The 26,574-nt window shown below is 41.9% G+C and carries 27 protein-coding genes and 2 pseudogenes; 10 read left to right on the forward strand and 19 right to left on the reverse strand.

The window, feature by feature from the left end; genetic code table 11:
• Positions 1 to 2 precede the first annotated feature (2 nt).
• Positions 3 to 521, reverse strand: a complete 519-nt coding sequence (locus LQ247_RS08720) for a YqeG family HAD IIIA-type phosphatase (protein ID WP_020452282.1) — start codon at positions 519 to 521, stop codon at positions 3 to 5.
• A 368-nt stretch (positions 522 to 889) separates the two neighbouring features.
• Here LQ247_RS08720 and LQ247_RS08725 point away from each other — a divergent pair, with 368 nt between their 5' ends.
• Positions 890 to 1,030, forward strand: coding sequence for a sporulation histidine kinase inhibitor Sda (locus LQ247_RS08725; RefSeq protein WP_003183713.1), 141 nt, complete (start codon positions 890 to 892; stop codon positions 1,028 to 1,030).
• Between the two features lie 114 nt (positions 1,031 to 1,144).
• Here LQ247_RS08725 and LQ247_RS08730 read toward each other — a convergent pair whose 3' ends face one another.
• The 4 genes from LQ247_RS08730 to LQ247_RS08745 form a co-directional block, all read right to left on the reverse strand.
• Positions 1,145 to 1,300, reverse strand: a complete 156-nt coding sequence (locus tag LQ247_RS08730) for a hypothetical protein (RefSeq protein ID WP_023855260.1) — start codon at positions 1,298 to 1,300, stop codon at positions 1,145 to 1,147.
• A gap of 77 nt (positions 1,301 to 1,377) precedes the next feature.
• Complete coding sequence (locus LQ247_RS08735; protein WP_020452283.1) at positions 1,378 to 2,109, reverse strand: SGNH/GDSL hydrolase family protein; 732 nt, start codon at positions 2,107 to 2,109, stop codon at positions 1,378 to 1,380.
• 144 nt (positions 2,110 to 2,253) lie between these two features.
• Positions 2,254 to 3,018, reverse strand: coding sequence for a GNAT family N-acetyltransferase (locus tag LQ247_RS08740; RefSeq protein ID WP_231005892.1), 765 nt, complete (start codon positions 3,016 to 3,018; stop codon positions 2,254 to 2,256).
• Between the two features lie 28 nt (positions 3,019 to 3,046).
• A complete protein-coding gene (locus LQ247_RS08745) occupies positions 3,047 to 3,418 on the reverse strand; it encodes a DUF2294 domain-containing protein (RefSeq protein WP_025811122.1) in 372 nt (123 codons plus the stop codon).
• Positions 3,419 to 3,725: 307 nt separating this feature from the next.
• Here LQ247_RS08745 and fdhF point away from each other — a divergent pair, with 307 nt between their 5' ends.
• On the forward strand, positions 3,726 to 6,665 hold the full coding sequence (fdhF, locus tag LQ247_RS08750; protein WP_035338391.1) for a formate dehydrogenase subunit alpha: 2,940 nt from the start codon (positions 3,726 to 3,728) through the stop codon (positions 6,663 to 6,665).
• A 21-nt stretch (positions 6,666 to 6,686) separates the two neighbouring features.
• On the forward strand, positions 6,687 to 7,166 hold the full coding sequence (locus tag LQ247_RS08755) for a DUF1641 domain-containing protein (protein WP_025811120.1): 480 nt from the start codon (positions 6,687 to 6,689) through the stop codon (positions 7,164 to 7,166).
• A gap of 76 nt (positions 7,167 to 7,242) precedes the next feature.
• On the opposite strand, the gene LQ247_RS08760 is transcribed toward LQ247_RS08755, so the two are convergent.
• The gene (locus LQ247_RS08760) at positions 7,243 to 7,422 is read right to left on the reverse strand and encodes a hypothetical protein (RefSeq protein ID WP_023855265.1); all 180 of its coding nucleotides are present in this window, start codon (positions 7,420 to 7,422) and stop codon (positions 7,243 to 7,245) included.
• 272 nt (positions 7,423 to 7,694) lie between these two features.
• On the opposite strand from LQ247_RS08760, the gene sigK reads away from it, so the two are divergent.
• Positions 7,695 to 8,420, forward strand: coding sequence for an RNA polymerase sporulation sigma factor SigK (sigK, locus tag LQ247_RS08765; protein WP_003183729.1), 726 nt, complete (start codon positions 7,695 to 7,697; stop codon positions 8,418 to 8,420).
• Between the two features lie 892 nt (positions 8,421 to 9,312).
• Here sigK and psiE read toward each other — a convergent pair.
• Genes psiE through yrkP form a run of 3 tightly spaced genes read right to left on the reverse strand, consistent with a single transcriptional unit; the run spans position 9,313 to position 11,755 of the window.
• A complete protein-coding gene (psiE, locus tag LQ247_RS08770; protein ID WP_023855272.1) occupies positions 9,313 to 9,729 on the reverse strand; it encodes a phosphate-starvation-inducible protein PsiE in 417 nt (138 codons plus the stop codon).
• Between the two features lie 45 nt (positions 9,730 to 9,774).
• Positions 9,775 to 11,073: a HAMP domain-containing sensor histidine kinase gene (gene yrkQ / locus LQ247_RS08775; RefSeq protein WP_231005893.1), complete on the reverse strand. Its 1,299-nt coding sequence runs from the start codon at positions 11,071 to 11,073 to the stop codon at positions 9,775 to 9,777.
• Positions 11,060 to 11,755 carry a two-component response regulator YrkP gene (gene yrkP, locus LQ247_RS08780; RefSeq protein ID WP_144497933.1) on the reverse strand — a complete coding sequence of 232 codons (696 nt, stop codon included), beginning with the start codon at positions 11,753 to 11,755 and terminating at the stop codon, positions 11,060 to 11,062. Before yrkP ends, yrkQ begins: the two co-directional genes overlap by 14 nt.
• A 264-nt stretch (positions 11,756 to 12,019) precedes the next feature.
• Between yrkP and LQ247_RS08785 the strand changes: the two genes are divergently transcribed.
• The 5 genes and pseudogenes from LQ247_RS08785 to LQ247_RS08805 all read left to right on the forward strand — a co-directional run.
• The gene (locus LQ247_RS08785) at positions 12,020 to 13,237 is read left to right on the forward strand and encodes a DUF418 domain-containing protein (RefSeq protein ID WP_144497931.1); all 1,218 of its coding nucleotides are present in this window, start codon (positions 12,020 to 12,022) and stop codon (positions 13,235 to 13,237) included.
• Entirely contained in the window at positions 13,156 to 13,404 is a 249-nt protein-coding gene (locus LQ247_RS08790; protein WP_144497929.1) for a hypothetical protein, read from the forward strand. Before LQ247_RS08785 ends, LQ247_RS08790 begins: the two co-directional genes overlap by 82 nt.
• 344 nt (positions 13,405 to 13,748) lie before the next feature.
• Positions 13,749 to 14,345 (forward strand): GNAT family N-acetyltransferase, encoded by a 597-nt coding sequence (locus LQ247_RS08795; protein WP_212110695.1) that lies wholly within the window; start codon positions 13,749 to 13,751, stop codon positions 14,343 to 14,345.
• A 449-nt stretch (positions 14,346 to 14,794) separates the two neighbouring features.
• Positions 14,795 to 15,039: pseudogene (locus LQ247_RS08800) on the forward strand (ImmA/IrrE family metallo-endopeptidase); the annotation flags it as partial.
• A 44-nt stretch (positions 15,040 to 15,083) separates the two neighbouring features.
• Positions 15,084 to 15,461 (forward strand): annotated as a pseudogene (locus tag LQ247_RS08805) (sigma-70 family RNA polymerase sigma factor); the annotation flags it as partial.
• 80 nt (positions 15,462 to 15,541) lie between these two features.
• Here LQ247_RS08805 and LQ247_RS08810 read toward each other — a convergent pair.
• From LQ247_RS08810 to LQ247_RS08855, 10 genes are all read right to left on the reverse strand, one after another.
• Complete coding sequence (locus LQ247_RS08810; protein WP_231005895.1) at positions 15,542 to 16,783, reverse strand: alanyl-tRNA editing protein; 1,242 nt, start codon at positions 16,781 to 16,783, stop codon at positions 15,542 to 15,544.
• Between the two features lie 23 nt (positions 16,784 to 16,806).
• Positions 16,807 to 17,913, reverse strand: a complete 1,107-nt coding sequence (locus LQ247_RS08815; RefSeq protein ID WP_231005897.1) for a D-TA family PLP-dependent enzyme — start codon at positions 17,911 to 17,913, stop codon at positions 16,807 to 16,809.
• Positions 17,910 to 18,248, reverse strand: a complete 339-nt coding sequence (locus LQ247_RS08820; RefSeq protein ID WP_261378088.1) for a RidA family protein — start codon at positions 18,246 to 18,248, stop codon at positions 17,910 to 17,912. The genes LQ247_RS08815 and LQ247_RS08820 overlap by 4 nt, the downstream gene beginning before the upstream one ends.
• Before the next feature lie 69 nt (positions 18,249 to 18,317).
• Entirely contained in the window at positions 18,318 to 19,292 is a 975-nt protein-coding gene (locus LQ247_RS08825) for an asparaginase (protein ID WP_231005899.1), read from the reverse strand.
• Positions 19,293 to 19,337: 45 nt separating this feature from the next.
• On the reverse strand, positions 19,338 to 20,441 hold the full coding sequence (locus LQ247_RS08830) for a threonine synthase (RefSeq protein WP_231005901.1): 1,104 nt from the start codon (positions 20,439 to 20,441) through the stop codon (positions 19,338 to 19,340).
• Positions 20,442 to 20,534: 93 nt separating this feature from the next.
• Positions 20,535 to 20,909 carry a RidA family protein gene (locus LQ247_RS08835; RefSeq protein WP_128822609.1) on the reverse strand — a complete coding sequence of 125 codons (375 nt, stop codon included), beginning with the start codon at positions 20,907 to 20,909 and terminating at the stop codon, positions 20,535 to 20,537.
• A gap of 5 nt (positions 20,910 to 20,914) precedes the next feature.
• Positions 20,915 to 21,580, reverse strand: coding sequence for a helix-turn-helix transcriptional regulator (locus LQ247_RS08840; RefSeq protein WP_026579249.1), 666 nt, complete (start codon positions 21,578 to 21,580; stop codon positions 20,915 to 20,917).
• A gap of 574 nt (positions 21,581 to 22,154) precedes the next feature.
• Positions 22,155 to 22,253 carry a DUF3986 family protein gene (locus LQ247_RS08845; RefSeq protein WP_229128970.1) on the reverse strand — a complete coding sequence of 33 codons (99 nt, stop codon included), beginning with the start codon at positions 22,251 to 22,253 and terminating at the stop codon, positions 22,155 to 22,157.
• A gap of 1,045 nt (positions 22,254 to 23,298) precedes the next feature.
• Positions 23,299 to 24,114, reverse strand: coding sequence for a Cof-type HAD-IIB family hydrolase (locus LQ247_RS08850; RefSeq protein ID WP_144497915.1), 816 nt, complete (start codon positions 24,112 to 24,114; stop codon positions 23,299 to 23,301).
• Between the two features lie 60 nt (positions 24,115 to 24,174).
• Positions 24,175 to 25,503: a 6-phospho-beta-glucosidase gene (locus LQ247_RS08855; RefSeq protein ID WP_231005903.1), complete on the reverse strand. Its 1,329-nt coding sequence runs from the start codon at positions 25,501 to 25,503 to the stop codon at positions 24,175 to 24,177.
• 209 nt (positions 25,504 to 25,712) lie between these two features.
• On the opposite strand from LQ247_RS08855, the gene LQ247_RS08860 reads away from it, so the two are divergent.
• Entirely contained in the window at positions 25,713 to 26,450 is a 738-nt protein-coding gene (locus tag LQ247_RS08860) for a MurR/RpiR family transcriptional regulator (protein WP_035338395.1), read from the forward strand.
• The last annotated feature ends 124 nt before the right edge of the window (positions 26,451 to 26,574 follow it).

Below are 26,574 nucleotides of genomic sequence, written 5' to 3' on the forward strand. Positions count from 1 at the left end.
CTTTAATCCTCCCACTGAATATGGCCTTTCCGTTTTAAAGCGCTGAGAATTCTGCGTTCCACCTGGCGGTTGAAACGCGTAAAAAAGCCGTCGGAAGCAGCCACAGGCACGACAAGAATGGTATGAAACCCATTGCGGTTCCCTCCCAGCACATCTGTCATGAGCTGATCTCCTATGACAACGACGTCTTCTTTTTTAAGACCCATATTTTTGACGGCTTTTCTGAAAGCTCTGCCCATCGGCTTTTTCGCTTTGTAAATAAACGGGATATTAAGCGGTTCAGAAAATATTTTGACGCGTTTTTCATTATTATTTGAGACAATTGTCACTTTAATGCCGTGCTCTTTCATCTCTTCAAACCACTCGATGAGACGCGGTGTTGCACTAGGCCTGTCCCATTCTACAAGCGTGTTGTCCAAATCCGTAATAATCCCTTTTACATTGCGCTCTTTTAGTTTTTCAGGGGTAATATGAAAAATATTTTTTACAAATTCATCCGGCAAAAAGAACTTTTTTAACACAAAGCCGCACCCTTTCCTTTCAATTACTGCTTCTTTTTTCAATGTGTCGAATCAAATCTAAAAGTGTCTTAAAAAATCGGCTGTCCGAAAAGTTTTCGACATATAATAGGATTCTTCAACAGGTGTGGATAAAATTACACACAGTATCCACTCATATTTCATCGACCTTTTATTAAATTATAAACATGATACCCACAAGTTATCCACTTTTTGGTGTGGATAACAGAACGATTGTTCTCGCCCAATATTCATGATAGATTATAGGTACTTCAAACAAAGATCATATAACTTAACATTTTATGCTTATTCCAAACAGGTTATTCCAATTTTTATGAGGAGGTGTCTTCCCCATTAAATGGGTACCGAGTATGAAAAAGCTGTCTGATGAACTTTTAATAGAATCATACATTAAAGCAAATGAGATGAATTTGAACCGCGAATTCATCGAGCTGATTGAAACCGAAATCAAAAGAAGGTCGCTCGGTCATCTGCTTTCCGTCTCTTCATAGCTCAAGCACTCCCGAGCGCTCTTGCCGCTTTTTTTCACTTAGGTTGATATTATATCACTTGAATAATACGCTTACTACTGTTTTTCATGAAAAAACACCTCTCTAAAAGAGGTGCTATTTGAAGAATCCGTGAGGACTAAGCCAGTAGAACCCGCCGATGACGAGCAGGACGACTAAAAGGACGACAACGAACGCATATCCGTATGCGGCGCCTGCATATCCGGGATAAGCCGGGTAAGAACACGGACCAGCGGGAAAAGGATATCCCATCGCATCATTCCTCCTTTAGACTGTTATAGTAACAGCCTATGAAGAAAAAGGAGAAATGGCTAGGCCTTTTACTTAAATCAAGAAGTTTTTATGACTTTACTTTCATTAATTCCTTCAAAAATAATTCGCGCGCCTTTTGGGGTTAAGTGATTTCCCGATGGGTCGATAAACCCCGAATGGATCAGCTTCTCATCTGTAGCTCCGCCTGCTTTTTTCACGATGTTTTTCCAGTTGTCGATCAGCGGAACATCAAGTTCACGCGCCGTTTCCCTTGTGACATCATTATAGGAATCGTGCCATTTGCGCGCTCCTCCGTATTTTTCAAACGAAGCAGCCCGGTATCTTGCATAATAAAAGATGTTGTCCCCGCTTCCTTCGACGATCGGCAGGCATGTCATTAATATCGGCTCTATTCCGCGGCGGCGGCTTTCTTTAACAAAATAATAGAGGTTTTCTTTAAACCTTTTTTTGGATACGCGCGGCAGCCCTTTCGCAAGAATTGCTGCATCATTTGTTCCGAACATGATAAAAAGATATGCCGGCTGCTCATCCAGCACATCCTTCCTGAACCGAAGCCTGGCGTCTTCTGTCGTTTCTCCGCCTATTCCCGCATTATTTATTTTGTACTGCCCTTGAAGGGAAGTCTGAAGTAAATTGACCCATTTTTCCGCTTTTGGATAATCGCGAAATTGCCAATTTGAGCCGCGTGTATTGCTGTCTCCAAATGCTACGACTTTTCTGGGATCGTCCTCTCCGCAGCCTGCAAGCAGAAGCAGAAAGATGAGGACCATCACCAAGCTTTTTTTCATTCGTTCCACCTCCAAAAGCCAATACTACGATCATATAGGAGAGAAGCTGCACTTTCAATGGGAGAAATCTCTGCCATCCTGCAAGCGTTTAGTCCTTACTATGCATTTAACCTGTCCCCCCTGTTTAAAAACATTCGTATTGGTTCACGGTTTTCCGACAAACAATGAATATGTTTTGACAGGTCGAAAGCCTAATTTTTCAGCGAGGCGAATCGATGCAACGTTTTGCCGGTCGCAATCCCAGCGCGGTTTCAAGCGGTTCTCTATTGCATACGCGATAAAAGCGCCGGCGCAGCGGGCTGCAAACCCACGTCCCCTGTAATCCGGGTGTGTTACGATATCAACTTCGGCAAAGCGTTCCGAACAAAAAATGGTGACACATTCACTGGCGATCACACCTTCATGCGACACTTTAAATCCGAAACCGTTCTTCAAAAAACGGCCTGGCCCTCCCCAATACTCAATCGCGTATTTTTCCGTAAAATTCGCGCTTTTTTGAAGGTCATCTTCAGAAAATCTTTCCACACCGGCAAACGCGGCACTGCGAACATATTCCTCTTTTCCAAGGAAAAATGACACGCGCTCCATTTGCTGCAGAGGATCGCCAATCCCCCCGATTAAAAAGGCGTCCCACTCCTCAGAAGTCGAAAACACGGTAAAGCGCGCTCCGTTCCTCTGTTCATTCAAATAATGAAGCCATTCGCTCCTTCCGCTGTCGGGGATATCTCCAGCGACATAATAAATCCCGGCAGCTGTTCGAAAAAGAGCAGTGGCCGGTGTGAGGAAATCATCGACATAGACGTTGCCTTCGATAATTGCTTCGGCTATCGCATGCGCGAATGTCGGACTTTCTTCTGTTAACAAAACCTTTGCTTTTCGTTTTTCACTCGATTTCAGTTCAATCATCATAACTCCTCCTCGAACTTGAGACCGATCGTCAAGCCCCGCTGGCTGATTCGGTGCCGTATTCAATATTGCGGTCAAAGATAAAAACAGACACTGCAATATCCTCCTGAATTTTGATGTCTGTAAAAAGGTGCTCGAGCTTCGCTCCGATGAGCTGCTCCATTCCCTCCGGCACGTGATTGGAGTAGTGTTTCTGAATCAGGGTCGTCCTTGCGGCATGGACCATTTCCCTTCCCTCCGACGTGCTTGCGATAAATTGCTCGCTCGCCGTCAAATTGCCGTAAAGCGTCGAAACTGCCATATTGTCGACAAAGACTGTGTGAATCCGTTCAGGCCCCTTGCCAAACAGCTCTTTTCGAAGCTTGCGGATCATATCGTTGAATTCGTGGATTTTTTTAGACATCATGCATACCCCTTCCGTTTAAACCTTCCATCTGTCTCGATGTCCCCTTAGACATTTCACTTGGTTAAAATTTTCCTATTCTATTGAATTATAATCAATATCACTTTATAATAAAAGCCGGGCTGATGGATTTGTAATACCGTCGTGTTATGAATCTATCGAATTCTGACAATATAGGATTGGTCTGTTAGTAAGCTTTGCTAGTAAACTATTCCGCCATGTATGTTTATACCGCTTTCCACGCCAGGATTCGGTATATATGTACATGGCTTTTTTGATTTTGAAAAGATGATGGAGGGGAATAAAGATGGACGGAAAGCCAATCAGTGTCCGGATAGACGGCAAGGAAATTAAAGCAGCGGCCGGGGCAACCGTTTTAGACATATTGAACAAAAACGGGTTTGAACACCCGCAAATATGCCATGTTCCAGAGACGGATCCTATTCAAACGTGTGATACCTGTATTGTGGAAGCAGACGGAAAATTAAAGCGGGCATGCTCCCTGCGGGCAGAAGACGGAATGACGGTCAGCCTGTCTGGAGAACGGGTCAAAGCAGCACAAAAAGAAGCAATGGACCGCCTGCTCGAAAACCATTTGCTTTATTGTACGGTATGCGACAACAACAACGGCAACTGTACGCTACATAATACGGCAGAAATGATGGGAATCGAAGAGCAGAAATACCCTTACACGCCAAAAGAAGACCCGTCTTGCGCAGTCGATATGTCGCATCCCTTTTACCGCTATGATCCGAATCAGTGCATCGCATGCGGACAATGTGTTGAAGTGTGCCAAAACCTGCAGGTCAATGAGACGCTCTCAATTGACTGGGAGCGTGACCGTCCACGGGTGATCTGGGATGAAGGCGTTTCAATCAACGAGTCATCATGTGTCAGCTGCGGGCAGTGTGTCACGGTTTGTCCGTGCAATGCGTTAATGGAAAAATCGATGCTTGGAAAAGCCGGGTTCATGACAGGCATCAAACCGGATGTCATGGAGCCGATGATCGACCTTGTCAAAGATGTAGAGCCGGGATACAGCAGCATCTTTGCCGTTTCAGAAGTCGAGGCGGCGATGCGTTCACAGCGGATCAAAAAGACAAAGACCGTCTGTACATTTTGCGGTGTCGGCTGTTCATATGAAGTATGGACAAAAGGCCGTGACATCTTAAAAATTCAGCCGGTGTCAGAAGCTCCCGTCAACGCCATTTCGACGTGTGTGAAAGGGAAATTCGGATGGGATTTCGTAAATGCGGAAGAGCGTTTGACCAAACCGCTGATCCGCAAAAATGACGAATTTGTCGAATCAACTTGGGAAGAAGCGCTTGACTACGTCGCCCGCAGATTAGGCTCAATTCGGGAGCAGAGCGGAAAAGACGCCGTCGGGTTTATTTCGTCTTCAAAAATTACGAATGAAGAAAACTACTTGATGCAAAAGCTGGCGCGGCAAGTATTTGGCACGAACAATGTCGACAACTGCTCGCGGTACTGCCAGTCTCCGGCAACGGACGGATTGTTCCGCACAGTCGGCATGGGCGGCGATGCTGGCACCATTCAAGACATCGCGAAAGCAGGCCTCGTCATCATCGTCGGCGCCAACCCGGCCGAAGGCCACCCGGTACTGGCAACCCGTGTGAAGCGCGCCCATAAGCTTCACGGACAAAAGCTGATCGTCGCTGACCTTCGCAAAAACGAAATGGCCGAACGCTCGGATCTGTTTATCAGACCGCGGCAAGGAACTGATCAAGTATGGCTGATGGCCGTGACCAAGTATATGATTGACCAAGGCTGGCACGATCAAGCGTTTATCAATGAAAACGTCAATTTCTTTGAAGAATATAAGCAATCGCTTGAGACATACACCCTTGAATATGCAGAAAAAATCACAGGCATCAATCAACAGACGCTGATCCAAATCGCTGAGATGATCCGCGACGCCGACGGTACGTGCGTCCTCTGGGGAATGGGAGTCACCCAAAACACAGGCGGTTCCGACACGTCCGCCGCGATTTCAAACCTGCTTTTAGCTACCGGTAATTACCGCCGCCCGGGCGCTGGGGCGTACCCGCTCCGCGGCCATAACAATGTCCAGGGCGCATGCGACATGGGGACGCTCCCCGGCTGGCTTCCGGGATATCAGCATATTACAGATGACAAAGCGCGGAAAAAGTTCGAAAAAGCTTACGGCACAACAATCAACGAGAAACCCGGACTTGACAACATCGAAATGCTTCACGCCGTTGAAGAAGGCAAAATGAAAGCCATGTATATCGTCGGAGAAGATATGGCTTTAGTCGATTCAAACGCAAACCGGGTCCATGACATTTTATCAAGCCTTGATTTCCTTGTGGTTCAGGATATGTTCCTTTCGAAAACAGCCCAATACGCCGACGTTGTTCTCCCTGCGTCAGCTTCGCTTGAAAAAGAAGGAACTTTTACAAACACGGAAAGACGCGTCCAGCGATTGTATCAGGCCCTTTCGCCGCTCGGAGACGCAAAGCCGGACTGGGTCATCATTCAAGACATCGCAAACCGGCTTGGAGCTGACTGGCATTACAGCCACCCGGGAGATATTTTTTCAGAAATGGCAAGCCTGTCACCGCTGTTCGCAAAGGCCGATTATGACGCAATTGAAGGATGGAACAGCTTCCTGTGGGGCAGCCTGACCGGAGAAAGCACGCCTCTTTTATATGAAGACGGCTTTAACTTCCCTGACCGGAAAGCGCGCTTTGCCCTTGCAGACTGGACAGAGCCGGCCGAATTCCCTGAAGAATACGACCTTCACATTAACAACGGCCGAATGCTGGAGCATTTTCACGAAGGAAATATGACGAACAAATCGGCAGGCATCCAGGCGAAAGTGCCGGACGTCTTTGTTGAAGTCTCGCCTGAGCTTGCCAAAGACAGGGGCATCTGCGACGGATCGCAGGTCAGACTGATCTCGCCGTTTGGCGCCGTAAAATTAACCGCGCTTGTGACAGACCGGGTTAGAGCGAACGAGTTGTATTTGCCGATGAACTCGACAGATAAAGAATCTGCGATCAATTTCTTGACCGGCCCCGCAGTAGATGCGCGTACCAATACACCTGCTTACAAGCAGACAAAGGTGCGTATGGAAGTGCTCGGCGGATGCGCAGAACCGCCGCTTCCGAAAACAAATCCGCGCAATAAGAAACGCCATCCGCAAAACGGAGCTGAAGTCGAGCGGAAATGGAAGCGACCGGGATACGTTCATTTAACAGACTAAATCAAAAGGAGGTCATCACACATGGCAGCTCCCATCACCGCCATCCGCAAAGAAGACAAATCTGAGGAGCAAATGAAGCTTGAAAAATTAGAAGAACTCAAAACCCTTTTGGCTGAACAGGAAGCCGCCGTTTCAAAAACGATGAAGCTTCTCGGCGAACTGAACGGCCTCGGGGTCCTTGATGCCGCAGACAGCATGATCGGCGCAAAGGAAGATATCGCCAAAATCGTCCTCGGCCAGCTGTCTAAAGAGCCGGCCAAAAACCTGATGAATACAGCCATTGCGGCAGGCGGCGCTCTCTCCAAAGCCGAACCGGAAGTCATGGGGAAACTGGTAGAAAGCATCGTCGCCGGCACAAAACAAGGAGAAGACTTTTTAAAAAGCGATAAAAAAACCGGGGTCCTTGACCTGCTGAAAGCCATGAACGACCCTGACATCAACCGAGCCGTCGGCTTCGGTCTGCAATTTTTAAAAGGCATGGGAAAAGCATTGAAAGACTGACAAATAAGAAAACCGGCTCACCACTTTGAGCCGGTTTTTCCTATTGGCGATAGAAGCACCGTCGCTTTCTACCGCCTCATTTGCTGTGTGTTTCATCTTTTTTATTCAGCGATTCTTTTAAAATATTAAAAACTGCCACCGCAATAACGACAGTCATTAACCCTGTCGTCAGCAGATTTGGGAAGGTTTCCTGAACCCCGATCATGACCACGCTCAGCACAATCAACGAAAGTATGAACAGACGTTTGTTTTTCATCTGCCGCACCGGACTAACTGATTGATAGCGTTTACCCTATGGTGAACCGTCCGGCACCCTCACCTCCTTGCCTTTATTATCCCGCTATTGTTAACTTTTGTAAACGATTAAAAAATGGAAGCGGTTGCGAAAACAAGCGGCTGCATGCCGAACAGAACGCCGAAATATTTGGCAGTCCGGCAATTTTGCCGCGTACAGACACAGACATCCCCCCTCCCACATACATTTACATATAGGCTTCTGCCTACATACATTATGTGGAGGTGCCGATAATGACAGGTGTTTTTGCAGCGCTCGGTTATGTCATCAAGGAACTCGTTTTTTTAGTATCATATGTGAAAAACAATGCCTTTCCACAGCCGCTGTCAAGCAGTGACGAAAAAAAGTACTTGGAGCTGATGGCCCAGGGGGATGAACACGCGAGAAACATGCTGATCGAGCATAACCTCCGGCTGGTCGCCCACATCGTCAAAAAATTCGAAAACACAGGCGAAGATGCAGAAGACCTGATTTCCATTGGAACGATCGGGCTGATCAAAGCGATCGAAAGCTATTCAGCCGGAAAAGGAACAAAGCTCGCCACTTATGCGGCACGGTGTATAGAAAACGAGATTCTCATGCATTTGCGCGCATTGAAAAAAACGAAAAAAGACGTCTCCCTCCATGACCCGATCGGCCAGGACAAAGAAGGCAACGAAATCAGCCTCATCGATGTCCTCAAATCGGAAAACGAAGACGTCATCGACACCATCCAGCTCAACATGGAGCTTGAAAAAGTCAAAAAATACATCGACATTCTGGACGGACGGGAAAAGGAAGTCATCGTCGGCAGATTTGGCCTTGATTTGAAGAAAGAAAAAACGCAGCGCGAAATCGCGAAGGAGCTTGGGATTTCGCGGAGCTATGTGTCGCGGATTGAGAAGCGCGCGCTGATGAAGATGTTTCATGAGTTTTATCGGGCGGAGAAGGAGAAGCGGAAGAAGGCGAAGGGGAAATAATTTAGCAAAGGCCGGATTGGACATTCCGGCTTTTCTCTATTTTCACTAAAGTTTATTTTAAAAGAAATAGATGAAAGAGTTATGAAAATTGTTTTTGCACACTAATAAGCTCTATGAGAAAGACAATCTGGATCATAGCAGATAACTGATTATGAGTTCTTTAATCGCATCGTCCCTGCTTTCTTTATACAGGCCTCGATCTGGGTGTGGTTGCTCGATCCATACCCTTATATACATTGCCATCACTCTGGATCTACTTCCTATCAAGTTTTATTAAATAATGAGAGGAATCGTTCATGCATTTGTCAGCTTGCGGTCCCTCGATGAGCATCACCTTCATAAATACATCACACCTTGGGTAATGCTATGTAATAACTGTTTGTCCTAATGGGTGATTTTCAGTATGAAAACAAATAAAAAACCGATGGCTTGAACCATCGATCTGTATTCTATATTACTGGGCCCTCAATATAGTAAATCTATCTCATTGGTTATGAAAGTTTATTTTCATTACACACTCTCTATATTCATTTGTTATCATTTCTATACGTTTATATCAATTATGGTTAAAAAATAGCGAGAAAAAACAATAAACGTCCATCCTAACTTTTTCATCTTATTTATTAAGAATTTTAACCTCTTCCTTTTAAAATAAAGAAGCGATTTTCAGTTCTTAATGCTATGTCATCGGGACATGTCTGTTAAAGCAGCCAAAAAATACATTCAGATATCCACTCACAACCACAATCCACTTTGATCCACTACAGATTTCTGAACTGACATTAAACAGCTAGACTTATAAATACCGATTATCAATTTTTTTATTCTGTTCCAGTTCCCATTCACAATTAGGACATTTCGGCGGCGTATCGGCATAAAGTGAACTAATTTATTAATGTTCAACAACAGAATTTCGTCTATTGGCAATAAAGAATCCACAGATCATTGCAAGAATGGCCATCGCCCACCAGAACGTTGAGATCGCCTGATCATGATCGATGATAATCAAACGAATGACAGCTGTGATGCCAATATAAATGAAGTAGCGAAGCGGGAAATGAAAGTCTGATTTGAAGTATTTGATAATCAAAGCAATGAACTCAAAGTACATGAAGAATATAAGCAGTTCTCCAAGCATCTCATAATAGCTGTCCACTTTGTTGAACAGTGACTTGTATACGAATTGCACAATGTACCATGTCTCGCTGATCAGAAGTGCGCTTAAGGCTATCGCCAGGAAGAACAGACAGACATTGAGAAGCGCTTGTAACAGGTAAGGCACCTTTTTGAATTTGTTGGAAAATCTCATCATGTTGTCTCCTATTTCAATATATTCGTGGTTTTTATTCTCAGCCTACATCTTGGTGTTCCAAAATCGTAGCACAATGTAGTACTTAGAATTCTTTTGTATACTGTGAAACTGTCCCTGCATGCGGGACATCATTCGCGCAATGCTCCTTTCACCGAGTCCGTTGCTTTCCGGTGTTATATCCGCAAGTTTAATCGTATTGCTAACATGGATCTCAAATATCTCTTGATCCGATACAAACGTGATGGTGATTTCTTCTTCCGGATCTGCGTATTTAAATAAGTTTGACATCACATTATCAAATACACGACCAAGCTCCTCCAAATTCACGTTAATATAGGTTTCCGGCAGCTCGCCTGAAATATGGACCCGGAAATGCTTCTGATGAAGGATAGCAATCTGATCTGATATTAGATCGTAGATCACTTCTTTTACTGCAACGGTCTCCAGATCGGCCTCATATTCCTTGTCCAGCAGGAAATACGCAAACAGATTGTCAGACAAGCTTTTTAATTGCAGTGCTTTACCATAAGCATTGGCTACATACCGATCTTTGCTGGTACCCGCTTCGCCTCCCGCTTTTTTGGCAAACTCCAGATTCATGATCAGCGACGTCAGCGGTGTGCGCATATCGTGCGACATTTCGGTAACCAGGCTACGGCTCTCAGCTTGCAATTCCTCGATAGCTTTAAGTTTGTCCAGGAAAGCTTTCCGCAGATCCTCAATGCTCTTTGCAATCATCGCTAATTCATCATGCCCTTTTATCGTCATCTCGTAGTCCAGTTCGCCCCCTTCAAGAATATGAATCTCTTGGTGAATCGTTTTAAGGTAGCGAAGACTTTGGCGAATGCCAAAGAGAACAATGATTAAAAAGATGAGGGTTGCCCCGAGCAAATCCAATGTAAAGGCCAGACTATAATATCGGGAAGAGTAGAAACCGTCGATAATGACTCTTCCTTCACCATCGCTAAACTTGACAGGATGTGAATGATTTTGAGCGTACTGAGTCAGCTTCTCCTTTCCATAATCCGATTCGGAATAAATGGAATCATATTGCAGCTCCTGATCCTTGAATATGGTGAGGTTAATGTAATTTTCTTTTTTGACCCACTCACCAAACGCTTTTCTATCTGATGTAGACAACTCATTTTCTGAAACGTACTTGCTGAATTTTTGAATGTATCTTGCTGACTCCTCGTGATAATACTCATCCGAACTCAGATATCCCTCGATCAGATCATCTGTGATCTTTTGCAACGTTAGAAAGATCACACCACTCACAAACGCAGCAACCATGATCAGCAAAGCCAGTTTTTTGGTTAGCGTAAATTTACGATGCGCCAAATCGATATCCTCTTCCCCATTCAGTTCTTATATAAACCGGACATGCCGGATCATCCTCAATTTTGGAGCGCAGCTTCCGAATATGCACCATCACCGTATTGTTGGAACAGTAAAAGTAAGGCTGTCCCCACACACTCTCATATATATTTTGGGCAGAAAATATTTTGTTGCGTTTGCTCATCAGAAGTTTCAGGATACGATATTCCAGATCTGATAACTTGATTTGCTGCTCCTCTTTCCAGACCTCATTAAATTCTTCGCTCACTCTTAGTTTGCCCCCGATAAGAAATGTTTCTTCCTGTTCCTTCTTTTCCTGATAGATAGTATATCTGCGTAATTGAGCAATCACTCTAGCATGAAGTTCCTCTTCCGAGAATGGTTTAGTCATATAATCATCGCCGCCGGCGAGTAACCCCTCAGTTTTATCGAGTGTACTCGATCTGGCCGTCAGAAACAGAATCGGGACGTTAGAGGATTTCCTGATGTGCTGACATGTTTCAATTCCCGAAATGCCTGGCATCATAATATCCAAAATAACCAAATCAAGCGAGTCATCCACAAGTTGCAATGCTCGCTTTCCATCCTTGGCTCTTAGCACCTCGTAGTCTGCACGCGTAAGGGATTCCTCCAAAAGATCACCAATATCCTGATCATCCTCTACGACTAATATTCGATGGGCCATGTCTCTCTCACCTCATGATTCTTGATGTTATTTCTCGTGTGTCCTTACTATATATCGTTCATAGTTAAGTACGTTATAAGATACTACGTAAATCTTAACAATTTATGAAAGCTGATGCCCGCCACAAATTTGTCACATTTTCTAAAAAAACGATGACTCTTCATAAATTGTTAAGATTCGGTCTTTATATTTATCCATTGTAAGGCTCAGGTTTTTCAGATCCGAACCACACATTGCGATGATAAATGGAAAAGGAGCATTGATATGACTGTACAAAAAGAAGGACACGGGCAACCGGTGAGTCTGCGGGAACGGGTTCATTTTCTGGACATCGTACGCGGATTTGCCTTGCTGGGCATTATTATTGTCAATTATTTTCTGATCGTAGATTCAGTAAAGGGATTCGAAATGACCTCCGATGACGTACTGCACAATCTGGTTTCCTGGTTTGCCGAAGGGAAATTCGTTACGTTATTCTCCTTCCTGTTCGGGGTTGGGTTTATGATCTTTATGGATCGAGCCGCGCAGAAGGTAGATAGTCCCAACAAGCTGTTTGCCCGTAGGTTATCTATCCTGTTGGGATTTGGCATTTTGCACATCACATTTGTTTGGGTCGGTGACATATTAGCCTTTTACGCCGTAAGCGGCTTCCTGTTACTCGCCTTCTATAAACGCACGGCCAAAACGGTGCTTAGATGGATTATCGCACTTATCGTGTTTCAATTCCTGACTCCTGTTTTCACAATGTTGTACAATGTCATCAATACTGCAGGGTCAAAAAACCCAAATTTTTCAGAGTTTACTTTGTTTAGCCACAGCAGTCTTACCTACGTGGAATCCATCAGCACTCGGTGGACAGATATGGTCACGATGGCTGCTGGCTCTTTCTCTATGATCTATTCCATGTTTCTCATGTTTCTGCTGGGCGTGTACTTTGTTAAGATGGAATTTTTCAAAGACATGGAAGCGAAAAAGCCTATATGGAAGCGTATCTGGATCATTAGCACAATCGCTTTTCTAATAACACAAAGCAGTATATTACTAGACATGTTTAATCTTTCTGAGAATATGCTGTGGAAGGACATTTCCTCTGTCTTGAGTCAAAATGGCGGCTTAACCGGAAGTATGTTTTATATGAGCACTTTTGCAATGCTGTTTCTGTACGTTCCTCAGCTGCGAGGCCCTATGATGATATTCACTAAAGTCGGACGGATGTCATTGACCTGTTATCTACTTCACTCTATCATTGGAACAGTTCTGTTCCTCAGGTACGGATTCGGGCTTGCGGGTCATATTCAATCTGCCGGCACGTTCATGTTCAGCCTGGCCGTGTATTTCGTGCTTATGATCTTTAGTACATTGTGGTTGAGATGGTTTAAGTACGGTCCGATGGAATTGATATGGCGCAAGCTGACGTATGGCAAATTAAACGGGAGTCCCAAAGCAACTCCGCTGCATTCGGAAAAATCTATTCAGAAATAACCCCCTTGCACAGATTGCATGACTTCAAATTAGTGTTGTTGAATGAAGCGGGCATTAAACGGACAGATTTGATATATGGACTAGTTATTTTTATATCATTTAGGCTTCTTTGGGCTAATAAATCCACCAGAGTTTACTCAATGTGCATTGCTCATGATCGAATCTAAATTGAATCTTTTACGCATGTTCATAGTCAAAGGCGCCTCATTCGACTATTTTTGTAACTTTTCGCAGGAAAAATTCGAGAATGATGACAAATCCCGCATACACACTTAATACGGTAGTGAACGATAGTAAATAAGGGTTACATGCAGCTTGTTTTCCAATGAAACAAAGAAAAAGAAATCATACAAAAAGACAGGAGAAAGCTTTTGAAGTATTTTAACGCCAAATTTACTGCGGAAGAAAAAGCGACGGAATCACTTTTTGTGATAAGGGCTCGTAGAACAGCTGGAATGTTTCTACTGAACGACTGGACTCGATATTTCAGCAAATGAAGGAGTGAGCAATCATGAAAACAAAAAAGGAACCAAAAGTTATTCTGGAACTAGCAAAGGAATCTGATCTGCCAGAATTCCAAAAAAAATTACAAGAAGCCTTTGCGATCGCCGTGATTGAAACGTTCGGTGATTGCGAAGATGGACCGATTCCATCGGACAATGATGTTCAGGAGTCTTTCAATGCTCCCGGAGCGGTGGTATATCATATTCTTCAGGATGGTAAGAATGTCGGTGGTGCAGTAGTACGTATCAACAGCCAAACAAATCATAATTCGCTAGATTTATTCTATGTATCTCCAGAATATCACAGCCAAGGGATTGGTCTTTCTGCTTGGAAAGCCATTGAAGCACAGTATCCGGATACTGTGCTTTGGGAAACCGTGACACCTTATTTCGAAAAACGAAATATCAACTTCTATGTGAATAAGTGTGGATTCCATATCGTAGAGTTCTACAATGAACATCACTCCGATCCGCATATGTATCGCAGTGGACGCGAAGATGACAAGCCCCTGCCGGATGATGATGACTTTTTCAGATTTGTAAAGATTATAAAAAAAAGGACTAAACAATTGAACACGGCGAGATGCGCAGAGAGTTGCTGGTAACTTTTTTAAAGATGTTTGTTTAGATTGAAAAAATCCTAAAAATATATTAGTGTCAATAATTATTTTCACAGACATAAATACGCTCCTAACAATGCTCATTTTAACAATTAATGCAAATTACCCATGTTTATACAATCTATTTTTCATTATGAGAGAAATGTATTAATGCTGTCTAACAATAAAAAAAGCTTTATCCTAGAAATAGGATAGAGCTTTTTCACCTTTTGACTCAATTGTCAATTTTAAACCAATCCAATACATAAATAAAAAACCTCTATTAAGAGGGTTTAATCAGTTTTCATGTTTGATTTCGGTCAGAAAGTTGATGATATGCTTCACTTTGCTCTACAGCCTGTTTGTTGCATAAGGCATTTACTATTTTTTTACATAAACCCCCAAATACCTTTGCTTTTCTAGAGAAATCCAGATGTGTGTTTAAAGCATAATACCTAGATATCAGGCTTTCGTTTAAACCTGTTACAAGCTTCGCACTTAAATACAGCGGAATTTATAATATATGCTTGGACAGCCGAAAAAGCCGAACTGTACATGGTATGCACTTTTGCATTCGAACTTTCATGTTACGTCATATTAACCTTTCGTACATATAATCACAGGCAATTGAAAATGCAGCTTGGCTATTTAAAGTATCTCCTTCATTCGCTAGTATTACAGGAGGCTGACTCAACATTGATTTAATCAATCAGTGATAGGAAATCTGTGCACCCCCCTTTTGTAATGAATAATGAAATCCTCATGCATTTGTACGCCTTGAAAAGAACGAAAAAAGACGTCTCTCTCCATGACCCGATCGGCCAGGACAAAGAAGGCAACGAAATTTCTTTAATTGATATCTTGAAATCAGAAAACGAAGACGTCATCGACACCATCCAGCTCAACATGGAGCTTGAAAAAGTGAAAAAATACATCGACATCTTAGACGGCAGAGAAAAAGAAGTCATCGTCGGCCGCTTCGGCCTTGATTTGAAGAAAGAAAAAACACAGCGCGAAATCGCGAAGGAGCTTGGGATTTCGCGGAGCTATGTGTCGCGGATTGAGAAACGCGCGCTGATGAAGATGTTTCATGAGTTTTATCGGGCGGAGAAGGAGAAGTGATATCGCAGAAGCCGGTCTAATAATCCGGCTTCTATTTCTTTCCTCTATGCCCTCAATAAAAGTGAGAGCTTGTTATCCACTTACAGAGGTCTGTTGAATTCTGATTTTATTTGTGTTGCTATAATGTTCATAACATTTTTCATAAATTCCTCTTTTGTTAATGAAGCAGTCCCTCCGCCTTGAGCGAACATTTTATTTCCTCCACCTTTTCCATCAATAAGGGAAAGGCTTTCTTGCATTAGGTCTCTCATGTTCATTTTATTTGCTTCTCCTCGCCCGCAAACCATTTGGAAGCGATGATCGTTCTCTGACAAGAAAAAAATAAGGGATCGTTTTTCTCGATCAGCGATCATTTTTGCTAGCTTTTGAAGTTCTTGAATCGATCGATTTGAAAACGTTTCTATCACCATTACAGTATCATTTTGAATGGCGCTTTTTGCTAATAATTCATTGGCTTCATACTGAAGGTTTTTTTCATTAGATTCTAGAAGCGCTTTGTCTAGCTTCTTTACATTTTCAAGTAACCGTTTGACAGCTTCGCTTAATTCCCCTTCAGGACGATTAAGTAATCCAGTCAATTCAACGATTGCTTTTTGTTTTTGATCGAAATGCGTTATAACCCGATTTCCGCATACAAAATACAAACGAATTTTTTTCCTCTGTCTTTCCCAATTCAATACTTTAATTGCTCCGACTTCTCCTGTAGCGCTAGGGTGTGTTCCGCCGCATCCGTTGTAATCAAATTCATCAATCATGACAAGACGAATATTTTCTTTTACAGATGGGAGTTTACGAATCGGATAATTTACTAAGTCATCATATTCTACCCATTTCGCTACTATGGACCTATTTTCCGTTATGATCTCGTTTGCAAGCTTCTCTGCTTTGCCTGCCATTTCCTCTGTTAATTCTGATACATCAAGGTCAATGGTAACCGTATCATTTCCAAGATGGAATCCAACTGTATGAAGATCGTACAACTGCGCGAATGCCGCCGACAAAATATGCTGCCCGGTGTGCTGTTGCATGTGATCAAAACGCCGTTCCCAATCAATAACCCCAACAACCTGATCATCTAAATTCGGTAAAGTCCTTTCTACATAATGACGAATTTCTCCATCGACCTCTTCAACGTTTAAAACCTTGACTCCGTTCAATGTTCCTATATCATGGGGCTGGCCCCCGCCTGTTGGATAAAAGGCTGTTTCCTCTAGGGTAATATAAAAATCACCTTTTTTGTCCTGTTGTTGTTTCAAAATTTTCGTTTCGAACGTTTTAAGATAGGGATCTTTGTAAAAAAGTTTGTGATGATTCAGGCTCATGCCATCTCCCCTTATTTTTTAAATTATTGAAGTCTTCCTCTAGCTTCAATATTTAATTCATCTACAACATCTCCATTATCGACTAGATAGGCTTTATCGTGCAAGTTGCATACTGGGCAGATATGATTTGGAATAATTCGCACCTTATCTCCAATGCTTACTTTTTTGTTGAATTCTTCATGATAAATAATAGCATGTTCGTCGAATACGCCATGAATATAAACGTCCTCGTATTCTTTGATACGGCCAAGCCCTTTGGTTGCAGTAAGCCCTTCGCTTCGTGTTTGGGCGGTAATTCCCTTGGCCCCTACGTCTGTAATGACTCGTTCTTTTGTTGGTTTACTAATCACGGTTGTGAGTACAGAAGCAGCACAGCGATCATACGTACCAATTACATTTGCTTGTGAGGCGTCCATAAAAATGTAAGTGCCAGGTCTAATTTCTGTCACCCCTTCTGGAATATCAAACTTAAACATGAAGGGAGGAGTAGAGCCAATACTAACCACTTTCGGCTTTAGATCCATTTCTTCCGCAATTCGGGCAAAATGTAATGTTCGTTCTACACTTTCTTTATAGAGTTCTTTACAATGTGCTACACTTTTCACTTTATAAGAATGTCCGTCATGTGAGAAGATTCCTTTTAGCTCGACATTTTGACACGTTTTGATTAATTCTAATAAAGTACGAAAATCATCTTCTTCAATAATTCCGGAGCGTTGTTCTCCTACTTCAATTTCCACTAACACTTGGGCTTTCTTTGAAGCTCCTTCAAATACTTCTTCAATTTCACGTACTTGATACGCACTATCGATTCCAAAAGAGATATCAATCGTTTCAGATAGTTTTCTAATACGTTCAAGCTTTGATTTCCCAACAATTTCATTTGCGATAAAGATATCTTTTAAGCCATTTCTCGCCATCACTTCAGCTTCTCCTACTTTCGCTACAGCGATTCCTGTAGCTCCCATTTCTTCTTGTAGCTTAGCTAATTTAGGCATTTTATGTGTTTTTGTATGAGGTCGTAAGTTTACTTTCTGTTCATTAGCGTAATTTTGCATATCCTTCATATTGCTTAACATCACGTCTTTATCGATTAAAAGAGCTGGTGTATCTAATTGTAAATCATTCATTGTACCTCCTCCTTTATCGCTGCAATGGCTTCAACTTCAACAAGACACCCGGCATATAAATGATTTGATGGAACAACTACTCTTGCCGGTTTATGATTGCCGAAGAAATGAGCATAGACCTCATTGATATCCGGCCAATACTTTACATCTGGGGTATAAAGTCTGCATAATATCACATCTTCGTTGGCTAATCCCCGTTCCTTGAGGACCAGCTCCATATTTGCCAACGCCTGTTTTGCTTCTTCTTTGATGCCCGCCGGAATTTTCCCCGTTTCCGGATTCATCGACAACTGCCCTGAAATATAGATAACACCATTATGTTCCATTGCTGGCACGTAATGGCCTCCATCACGTGTTGAATATTTCGTGTGTACAGGCTTCAAAATAATTTCCCCCTATTATTCCTAATATTTAAAGCTAGCCTCATCAATCTTCTGTCCAGAAGCCAGCAAAACAGCGAGTTTGATTCTTGCTTTCTTACTGTCATAGCAGCCGCCTAGTATGATTCCGGCATCTGCATATGTTGAAGCACTTCCTTTGAATCCATATACTCCCTTAACTTCACCTTCATCAGCACTTGTTGTCAGAACGACAGGAATCCCTTTCTCTACGGCTTTCTTTGCACTTTCTAATATTGCTGGAGCCGTATGCCCTCTTCCCGGCGCCTCAATAATGATTCCTGCACTTCCGCACTCGACCGCATAATCTATAAACTTTCCGTCTGATCCAAGTGAACACTTAATAAGTTCTACATTTGGCAATGGTTGAATCAGCTGATACGCCTCATGCTTGATTAATCTTTGATGAATTGCGATCTCATCTTGATCGGCCGTTCCCAAATAACCGAATCCCGGTGAGAAAAAACCATCAATATTTGACGCATGCTGTTTTTTCACATATCGAGCAGCAAAGACCCTCTCATTAAACAACACTGTTACCCCTAATCCTCTCGCATCAGGATGTGCCGCTAATAAGAAAGCTTGTCTTAGGTTCACAAATGCATCTGTACCGTCAAGTGTCGGTCCTCTTTGTGACCCCGTTAACACGACCGGCCGATCATCAGAAATAACCAGATCAAGGAAATACGAAGTCTCTTCAAGGGTATCTGTCCCATGCGGTATCACAATTCCGGCAACATCTTCATTCCGGAAAAAGCTCTCTATATTTTCTTTTAAAATTTTAAGGTGATGAAATGTCATATGGCTGCTGGGTAATTGAAAGACTGACTTAATTTCAATATCTATATGAGAAGGCAGTCGGCACATTTCAGAAAGCTCTTCACCTGTCATAGCACCTGCTTCTAATAGACCTGTTTCAGGGTCAGGCTTACTTGCAATTGTACCGCCGGTACTCAGTAAAATGATTTTCTTGTTTTCCATGCTAACTCCCCCATTTTCATATTAAAGGTTTCTCTCTCTTCGTTCCTAATTAGATTTAATCCCAGCCCCGCATAATGGAATCACGATTTTTTCATCAGAAGAATGATCGTATTTTAAATATCCTGCATAGTTAGCCGCTGTTGTTGGCTCAACATAAAAGCCTTTACTTGCTAATGCTGTACGAGCTTTTAGAATCTCTTCCTCATTGGTTGTAATGATGTGACCTTTTGTGGCACGGATGGCTTCTAATATTTGAGCTGATCTTGCCGGTTTGGCAATCGAGATGCCCTCTGCAAGTGTTCCCCTGTTTTCGACGGGTTGAGCAACTTGTTGATTGTTGATAAATGCCTTTGCCAACGGCGCACAATTCTCTGCCTGTATCGCAACAAGCCTTGGCATTTTGTCTATACATTTGTTCTCTAGTAATTCTTTAAATCCATAGTAAACCCCAAGCAATAATGTACCATTGCCAACTGGAATAATAAGCGTATCCGGCGCTCCATTCATTTGTTCCCAAATCTCAAAGGCATACGTTTTTGTTCCTTCATAGAAATATGGATTAAAAACGTGACTTGCATAGAACTTTTTCTCTATATTCACAGCCTTTTGCGCTGCTTCGGCCACATCTTCTCTTGTGCCTTCAATTTCGCGAACGTTGGCTCCATGCGCTTTCACCTGCGCGATTTTCTTAGGTGATGTACCCTTCCCAAGAAATATGTCACATGCGATGTTAGCCCGCTTGGTGTAAGCTGCAATAGATGTCCCCGCATTTCCGCTGCTGTCAGCTATTACATGCTTCACTCCCAGCTCCTTTGCCTTAGCTATTAATACAGCAGCACCGCGATCTTTAAAAGACAAAGTAGGCATCATATAGTCCACTTTCACAAAAGTATTCGGCTCCCCGCTGTCTAACACGATTAAAGGCGTGTATCCCTCCCCCATCGTGATGCCGCTCCATATGGCGGAGTCGCGATCAAATGGCATAGCATCAATATATCTCCACATAGAAGGAATATCTTTGAGCACTTTTGAATCGGACCATTCTACTTTTTCTTTTACAAGGTCTAACACTCCGCCACACTGGCATTTCCACACCTGTTCAGATACATTGTATTTCGTACGGCAGGAATGACATTGATACTGTTCCATTATTTTTAGACCTCCTATTATATATTTTTTTATATGTTATATATTTTTTTATATGTTATATATTTTTTTATATGCTTTAGGCAAAAAAATATATTACAGACTGGCGCTTGCTTCAATTTCAACCTGAAAACCGTAATGCAGCTCGTTCGTCGGAACAACTGACCGTGCTGGGCGATAATCGCGAAAAAAATCCTGGCAGACATTGTCAACACGGTCTAATAAATTGATATCGTGTAGATATAGGGTCATCTTTACAATTTTGCCTTTATGACTGCCGGCTTTTTTTAAGATATACTCTATATTTGACAATGCCTGTAAAGTCTCTTCTTCAATGGTACCAAATTTCTTTTCCTGCGTGATTGGGTCAATGGCAAATTGTCCTGATACATAGACCGTGTTTTGATGAATTACAGCTAATGCATAATGACCGTTCGATTTTAAATTCCCTGCTTCGAAAATACTCTCCACTCCGCTCACTCCGATTGTCTTTTTTTCACTTCATCCAAATAGCTATAGACGGTTACCTTTGAAATGCCTAGTTGTTCTGCTACTTTATCAATGGCACCTTTCATGAGGAATATTCCCTTTTCATCCATAAATCTGATCAGCTCGATTTTTTCCCGGCGTTTCATCAGGGAATGTTTGCGATTCGCCACAATTTGTTCAATTAACTGGTTCGTGATCTCTTCTACATTCTGAATCGAAGCTTCCTGCTCCGCCGTATTCGAAGTTTGTATTTGATTTTTCTTTTCAACACCGGGCATAAATGCATCTAACATTTCTTTCATTTGAATCATTACATTCATGTCGTAATTGATGCAAAAAGCCCCAATCACCTGCTGCTGGCCATCTCTAATGAGGGTAGTCGATGATTTTATTGTTCTCCCATCATCTGTTTGAATTTCATATCCAGCTAAGTAATCCTCTTTAAATTCATTGGATAAAAGAACCTTTTTCACCAAGTGGTCAAAGGATTGGCCAACCTCTCTTCCCGTCACATGGTTGTTCATTGTAAAAATGACGGAAGACTGGGGGGTTGTCAAATCATGAATGACAACCTCACAATTTGCACCAAACATTTCCCCTATCGTTTTTGCAAATGGTATGTAACTTTTTAAAACCTGTTTTGCTTCAGTCAAAACCTGAACACCTAACTTTCATTTACCTGCATTCATCTACAAGTGATTTAACTCTTGAATTCATTATATAATTTTTTATACAAAAACGGAATAAAAATATATTTTTTTATATAATAGATTGATTATTCATCACACTTATTTGCATCTTTTTTATTTTGGCCACAAAGATGGGCAATATTTTTAACCGTAAATAAACCACTGAATAATTGTTTGCGTATATCGAAACCATCCAAATCCAGCTTACAAAAGCAAAAAAATCCCATCGGCAACCTCAGGCGAGAGAAAAAGAATTCATCGTCGCCCGCTCCGGACTTGATTTGAAGAAAGAACACAGCGGGAAATTGCAAAGGAATTTACCGGAGTAGTGTCCGAACCTGAGAAGCGGGCGCTGATGAAGATGTGAGTTTTACCGGGCGAAGAAGGAGAAGCGGAAGAAGGCGAAGGGGGAAGTGATTGTCAGAGGCTAAGGTTAAAAATCCGCCCATTTTTTTTAGATTGAAATGACCATTTTTTAAACTCAGATCCTCTAAATAGAGAGGATCTGATAAAAATGTTTATTCAACTCTTGATCGATTTAAAGTTCAAAATATTTGAAAGCATGTTCAATGCTTAAATCTCTGCTTGATTTTGATAATATCTTACAACCAAAAGAGTCGATCCTTGAGAACTTCAAAGTTGGTTCGAAATAAAAAATGTCCTACACATCAACGTCTAGGGGTTTTAATCCTATTGTTTCAAGATCTAGTCCTTTTTTATTGTAACTAAATATGCAGATGTTGTGCATCATCACAGTCCAAAGGAAGTCCCCCTTTAAAAATGATATGATGTTTCTTCATGTTAGGCGGCACATGGTAATGCAGTTTGTAAGGTCCTTCTGTTTTAACCGGACAATAATCCAATCTAAAAATTGGCTTTCCACTAGATTTAAAACGAACCTGAAATAATTATGCCACCGCCAACAGAACCATCAATCGTATATTTGCTTGGAACTTTCAAACATTTCTTTGTATGCACACTTTTTTCTTTCCCAACTATACCCTCTTACCTATGACTTGATGGTGTTCACTGACATCCCGTGCTTTTCAAGCCCCTTGTATTTCATTCCTTTAACATAATCTCTTGGTGTTTGTATGTGCTTTTAAGTTATCTACATTCACACGCTATCTCTTTCTGAGTTGTGTTACTTTGAACCCGCTTTACAGAGAACATAAAAAGCACTCCGAAAAGTGCTAAACTTTTGAAATAATTTTATTAACTAACTCATCGTAAGAAGCACTACACTCTTTAATGTATCTGTGATGATCTCCAATTATTCCATCTTTACTAGTAAATTCAAAAATTGGTTTAAGTGCAGTTTGTGCTAAAGGTATCAATGAATTGTAATTTTTCACTTGACCTATTTTTAACTCCTCTTCAACCTTTTCGATGTCTAAGGGCAAATCTTTCTTCGCTAAAGGAGCTCGGGATTTCGCGGAGCAACATGCCCCGGATTGAAAAGCGCGCGTTAATGAAGATATTTCATGGTTTTTTCCGGGCGGAGAAGGAAGAAAGCCTAGAGAAAGTGATCTCGCAGAAGCCGGCCTAACAATCCGGCGTCTATTTCATTAAGCTTTCAATTAAAGCGAAACTTATGCAGCTAAGGTATTGAAACATCTATTTTTCAACAAAAAAAGCCTATGAAGCGATAAGACATTTCATAAGCTTTTTCCATTTTAGAATTATGATATAAACGGTTCTTCATTTTTAAGAATGGCGTCTATGGCATTTAAGACACCTTCCTCGTTATTGGATTGTGTTATATATCGGGAAGCATCTTTAATCATTTTCTGGGCATTCTCCATTGCTATTCCATACTGAACAGTGGAAATCATCTCCAGGTCGTTTCCGCTGTCTCCAAATGCAGCTGACTCATAATTACGAATGCCCCACCGCTTTTGAAGGATTTTAATCCCGCTTGCTTTATGAAGGCCGGGTATAATCAAATCGATGTCGCCGTGTCCGCTTGATACGGGAGTAACGAGAGAACCGATTGACTTTTTCAAGCCGCGTAAAAGTCCTGAAACATCCTTCGTGGAAAAGCTTGTGGCGAACTTGAATATTTTATCATTCAGATTTTCGAAATGAGGCACTTTTTGCAGTTTATGATAATATTTACGAGCATGCTTATATGCATCGTCGCGAACATCTTCATGTATATAAGCACTTTTTTTTCCGCAAACAATTAGATTTGTGTATTCATACTTTTCTATAACATCGATAACTTTTTTTATCGTTTCTTTAGACATTTCGCCTGAGAATATTTCTTTTCCCGAATCTATTACGTAAGCACCGTTCTCAGCAACGAAAGCTATTTCATTTTCAATTGATGGAAAAAAGGATTTAAGCTGATCATATTGATTGCCGCTTGCAACCACAAATTTTATTCCCCGTGCTTTTAATTCATGATATTGTTTCATAAAACGATCATTGTTATATTTCATGTCATCGTCCAAAAATGTTCCATCCATATCAACCGCTATTAGTTTTATGCTCACTTTTTCCTCCTTATCAGCTGAACATAAAGTGAACGCCCAATTTAACCAACTGCTCCCCCCTTATGCTTCTATTTTTTTAAAAAACCTTGGCAAATGCTCTTTATGCGCTTCAAGCATTTCATCTAAAATCGCTTTGCCGATTTTATCAGAAGGGACAAGCGGATTGATCGTCATCGCCAGCAAAGCTGTATCATAGCTTCCTGTTACAGCGGCTTCGGCGCCTACTCGTTCAAATGACTTGATTTGCTGAACGAGTCCCCGGACTGCAACTGGCAGATCACCATGAACGATTGGCCTTGGACCCTCCTTTGTAATCACACAGCTTATTTCAACCGCAGAGTCATCCGGAATACTTGCAATCGCTCCATTGTTGATTGTGTTAACCGGCTGAATATCACGTTTATCGTTATAGATAGACGAAACGAGACGAACGGCTGCGTCGCTGTAATACGCACCGCCGCGCTCCTCTAATTGAGGCGGTTTAACGGCCAGGTCGGGATCTTTGTACAGCTCAAATAATTCCTCTTCAAGCTTCTGAACGACTTCAGCTCTCGTTGTTCCCTTTTTAAAGTTTTCCAATTCTTTTTGCAGCATTTCATCTGTCTTATAATAGTACATATGATATGGACAGGTTAATACATTTAAGGCCCGAATAAATTCCGGCTCCCAGCCTTGCCCTTCGATGTTTTTTACAAAACTGCTGTTCTCCGGATCTGATAACAGCTCCATCACTTTCTCTTTTACACTGACTCCGTCGACGTATACATCCAATCCATATACCATATGATTGAGACCGGCGAAATCAATGCGAACCCGTGAATGATCGACATCCAAAAGCTTGGCGATCCCCATCTCAATTCCGATTGGAACATTGCATAAGCCGACGATTTTCTTATGGTCAGTGTAGCGAAGGACAGCTTCGGTCACCATTCCGGCAGGATTTGTAAAGTTGATTAACCAGGCATCCGGACATAGCTCTTTCATATCTTTTACAATATCCAATATAACCGGAATGGTACGCAGTCCCTTAAACAATCCGCCCGGTCCGTTTGTTTCTTGGCCTAAAACTCCATGACTTAAAGGTATTCTTTCATCCTTTGCACGGGCATCAAGCAGCCCTACGCGAAACTGAGTCGTAACAAAATCGGCATTGTGTAAAGCTGATCTCCTGTCAAGCGTTAAATGAATTTCAATTGGAAGACCGGCTTTTTCAATCATTCTTTTCGCAAGGTTTCCGACGATTTCTAATTTTTCTTTTCCCGCTTCAATATCTACCAGCCATAATTCTCGAACCGGCAATTCATCGTACCGTTTGATAAACCCTTCTACTAATTCAGGAGTATAACTCGATCCCCCGCCTATCGTGACAATTTTAATTCCTTGTGTCATCCTCTTTACACCTCCGGGTAATTTAGCAAAAGTACTTATGGATCAATTGTATCTGCAGATGAGCAAGCCGGTAAATAAGCCGGTAACATGTTGTTTTTAATCATACAAGAAGTCATTTGTTGCACATATGTAACACTATGTTTCTTAGGAAGCAGGTATGCTAAGATGAAGTTAGCAAAAAGGGTCAAGGGAAGGAGAGCCCCGCATACATGTTTACCCATGAGATCATCGCTTCGTTTAATGAACTGGAAACTTCTTTATATAATTACATTTGTCAAAATGGCGAGAAAGTCGTCTATATGCGAATCCGCGAATTGGCAGATGAAACGCACGTATCAACAGCCTCCATTCTGCGTTTCTGTAAAAAACTAAATTGTGAGGGTTTTTCGGAATTTAAAGTAAAGCTTAAAATGCAGTTAGAAAAAGATAAAAAGACGGTATTGAAGAGTTCCCAACATTCAATAGCCGAGTTTTTTGAGAGAACGTTAAAAGGAGACATTGAAGAAAAGATTGCGGAGGCCGCGCTTCTAATTACCAAAGCGGAGAGTGTCATTTTTATCGGCGTAGGAAGCTCAGGTATTCTTGCCGAGTATGGAGCAAGGTACTTCTCATGTTTAGGCAAATTTTCAATGTATATTAAAGATCCTTACTTTCCGACACATTCCCAATTCCGCCGCAATAGCATCACGATTGCTTTATCCGTCTCAGGTGAAGGCCATTCTACAGTCACTCATCTTCATCAGCTCAAGCAAGAAGGAAGTAAAGTGATCAGTATTACAAATCATAAGCACTCCACCATTGCCAGAATATCCGACATTAATATCTCGTATTACGTGACGGAAGAGTGGTTTGAAAATGCTAATATTACTACGCAAATCCCCGTTATGTATATTTTGGAATCAATGGCTCGTGAAATACATAGGCTTAGTAATAAACAATCGAATTGATACCTTTGGCCTGATCTAGTATCTACTTGTGATCGCCCTTAAACATTCCTTAAGTTACAGTAGATATTTCATTAGCTTTACCAGGCGGAGAAGCGGAAGAAGGGGAAATGAAGAAGAAGCCGGT

The organism is Bacillus sp. BS3(2021), assembly GCF_021043345.1.
Taxonomy (GTDB): Bacteria; Bacillota; Bacilli; order Bacillales; family Bacillaceae; genus Bacillus; species Bacillus paralicheniformis.

Excerpts from the sequence above, each read along its gene's own strand:
- LQ247_RS08785 (WP_144497931.1), top strand. The coding sequence starts at position 12,020 with ATGACTGTACAAAAAGAAGGACACGGGCAACCGGTGAGTCTGCGGGAA.
- LQ247_RS08810 (WP_231005895.1), bottom strand. The coding sequence starts at position 16,783 with ATGAGCCTGAATCATCACAAACTTTTTTACAAAGATCCCTATCTTAAA.
- LQ247_RS08735 (WP_020452283.1), bottom strand. The coding sequence starts at position 2,109 with ATGAAAAAAAGCTTGGTGATGGTCCTCATCTTTCTGCTTCTGCTTGCA.
- fdhF (WP_035338391.1), top strand. The coding sequence starts at position 3,726 with ATGGACGGAAAGCCAATCAGTGTCCGGATAGACGGCAAGGAAATTAAA.
- sigK (WP_003183729.1), top strand. The coding sequence starts at position 7,695 with ATGACAGGTGTTTTTGCAGCGCTCGGTTATGTCATCAAGGAACTCGTT.
- LQ247_RS08760 (WP_023855265.1), bottom strand. The coding sequence starts at position 7,422 with ATGAAAAACAAACGTCTGTTCATACTTTCGTTGATTGTGCTGAGCGTG.
- LQ247_RS08755 (WP_025811120.1), top strand. The coding sequence starts at position 6,687 with ATGGCAGCTCCCATCACCGCCATCCGCAAAGAAGACAAATCTGAGGAG.
- LQ247_RS08740 (WP_231005892.1), bottom strand. The coding sequence starts at position 3,018 with ATGATGATTGAACTGAAATCGAGTGAAAAACGAAAAGCAAAGGTTTTG.
- yrkP (WP_144497933.1), bottom strand. The coding sequence starts at position 11,755 with ATGGCCCATCGAATATTAGTCGTAGAGGATGATCAGGATATTGGTGAT.
- LQ247_RS08745 (WP_025811122.1), bottom strand. The coding sequence starts at position 3,418 with ATGTCTAAAAAAATCCACGAATTCAACGATATGATCCGCAAGCTTCGA.
- LQ247_RS08815 (WP_231005897.1), bottom strand. The coding sequence starts at position 17,913 with ATGAATGATTTACAATTAGATACACCAGCTCTTTTAATCGATAAAGAC.
- psiE (WP_023855272.1), bottom strand. The coding sequence starts at position 9,729 with ATGAGATTTTCCAACAAATTCAAAAAGGTGCCTTACCTGTTACAAGCG.
- LQ247_RS08855 (WP_231005903.1), bottom strand. The coding sequence starts at position 25,503 with ATGACACAAGGAATTAAAATTGTCACGATAGGCGGGGGATCGAGTTAT.
- LQ247_RS08860 (WP_035338395.1), top strand. The coding sequence starts at position 25,713 with ATGTTTACCCATGAGATCATCGCTTCGTTTAATGAACTGGAAACTTCT.
- LQ247_RS08730 (WP_023855260.1), bottom strand. The coding sequence starts at position 1,300 with ATGGGATATCCTTTTCCCGCTGGTCCGTGTTCTTACCCGGCTTATCCC.
- LQ247_RS08795 (WP_212110695.1), top strand. The coding sequence starts at position 13,749 with ATGAAAACAAAAAAGGAACCAAAAGTTATTCTGGAACTAGCAAAGGAA.
- LQ247_RS08725 (WP_003183713.1), top strand. The coding sequence starts at position 890 with ATGAAAAAGCTGTCTGATGAACTTTTAATAGAATCATACATTAAAGCA.
- LQ247_RS08825 (WP_231005899.1), bottom strand. The coding sequence starts at position 19,292 with ATGGAAAACAAGAAAATCATTTTACTGAGTACCGGCGGTACAATTGCA.
- LQ247_RS08830 (WP_231005901.1), bottom strand. The coding sequence starts at position 20,441 with ATGGAACAGTATCAATGTCATTCCTGCCGTACGAAATACAATGTATCT.
- LQ247_RS08790 (WP_144497929.1), top strand. The coding sequence starts at position 13,156 with ATGGCGCAAGCTGACGTATGGCAAATTAAACGGGAGTCCCAAAGCAAC.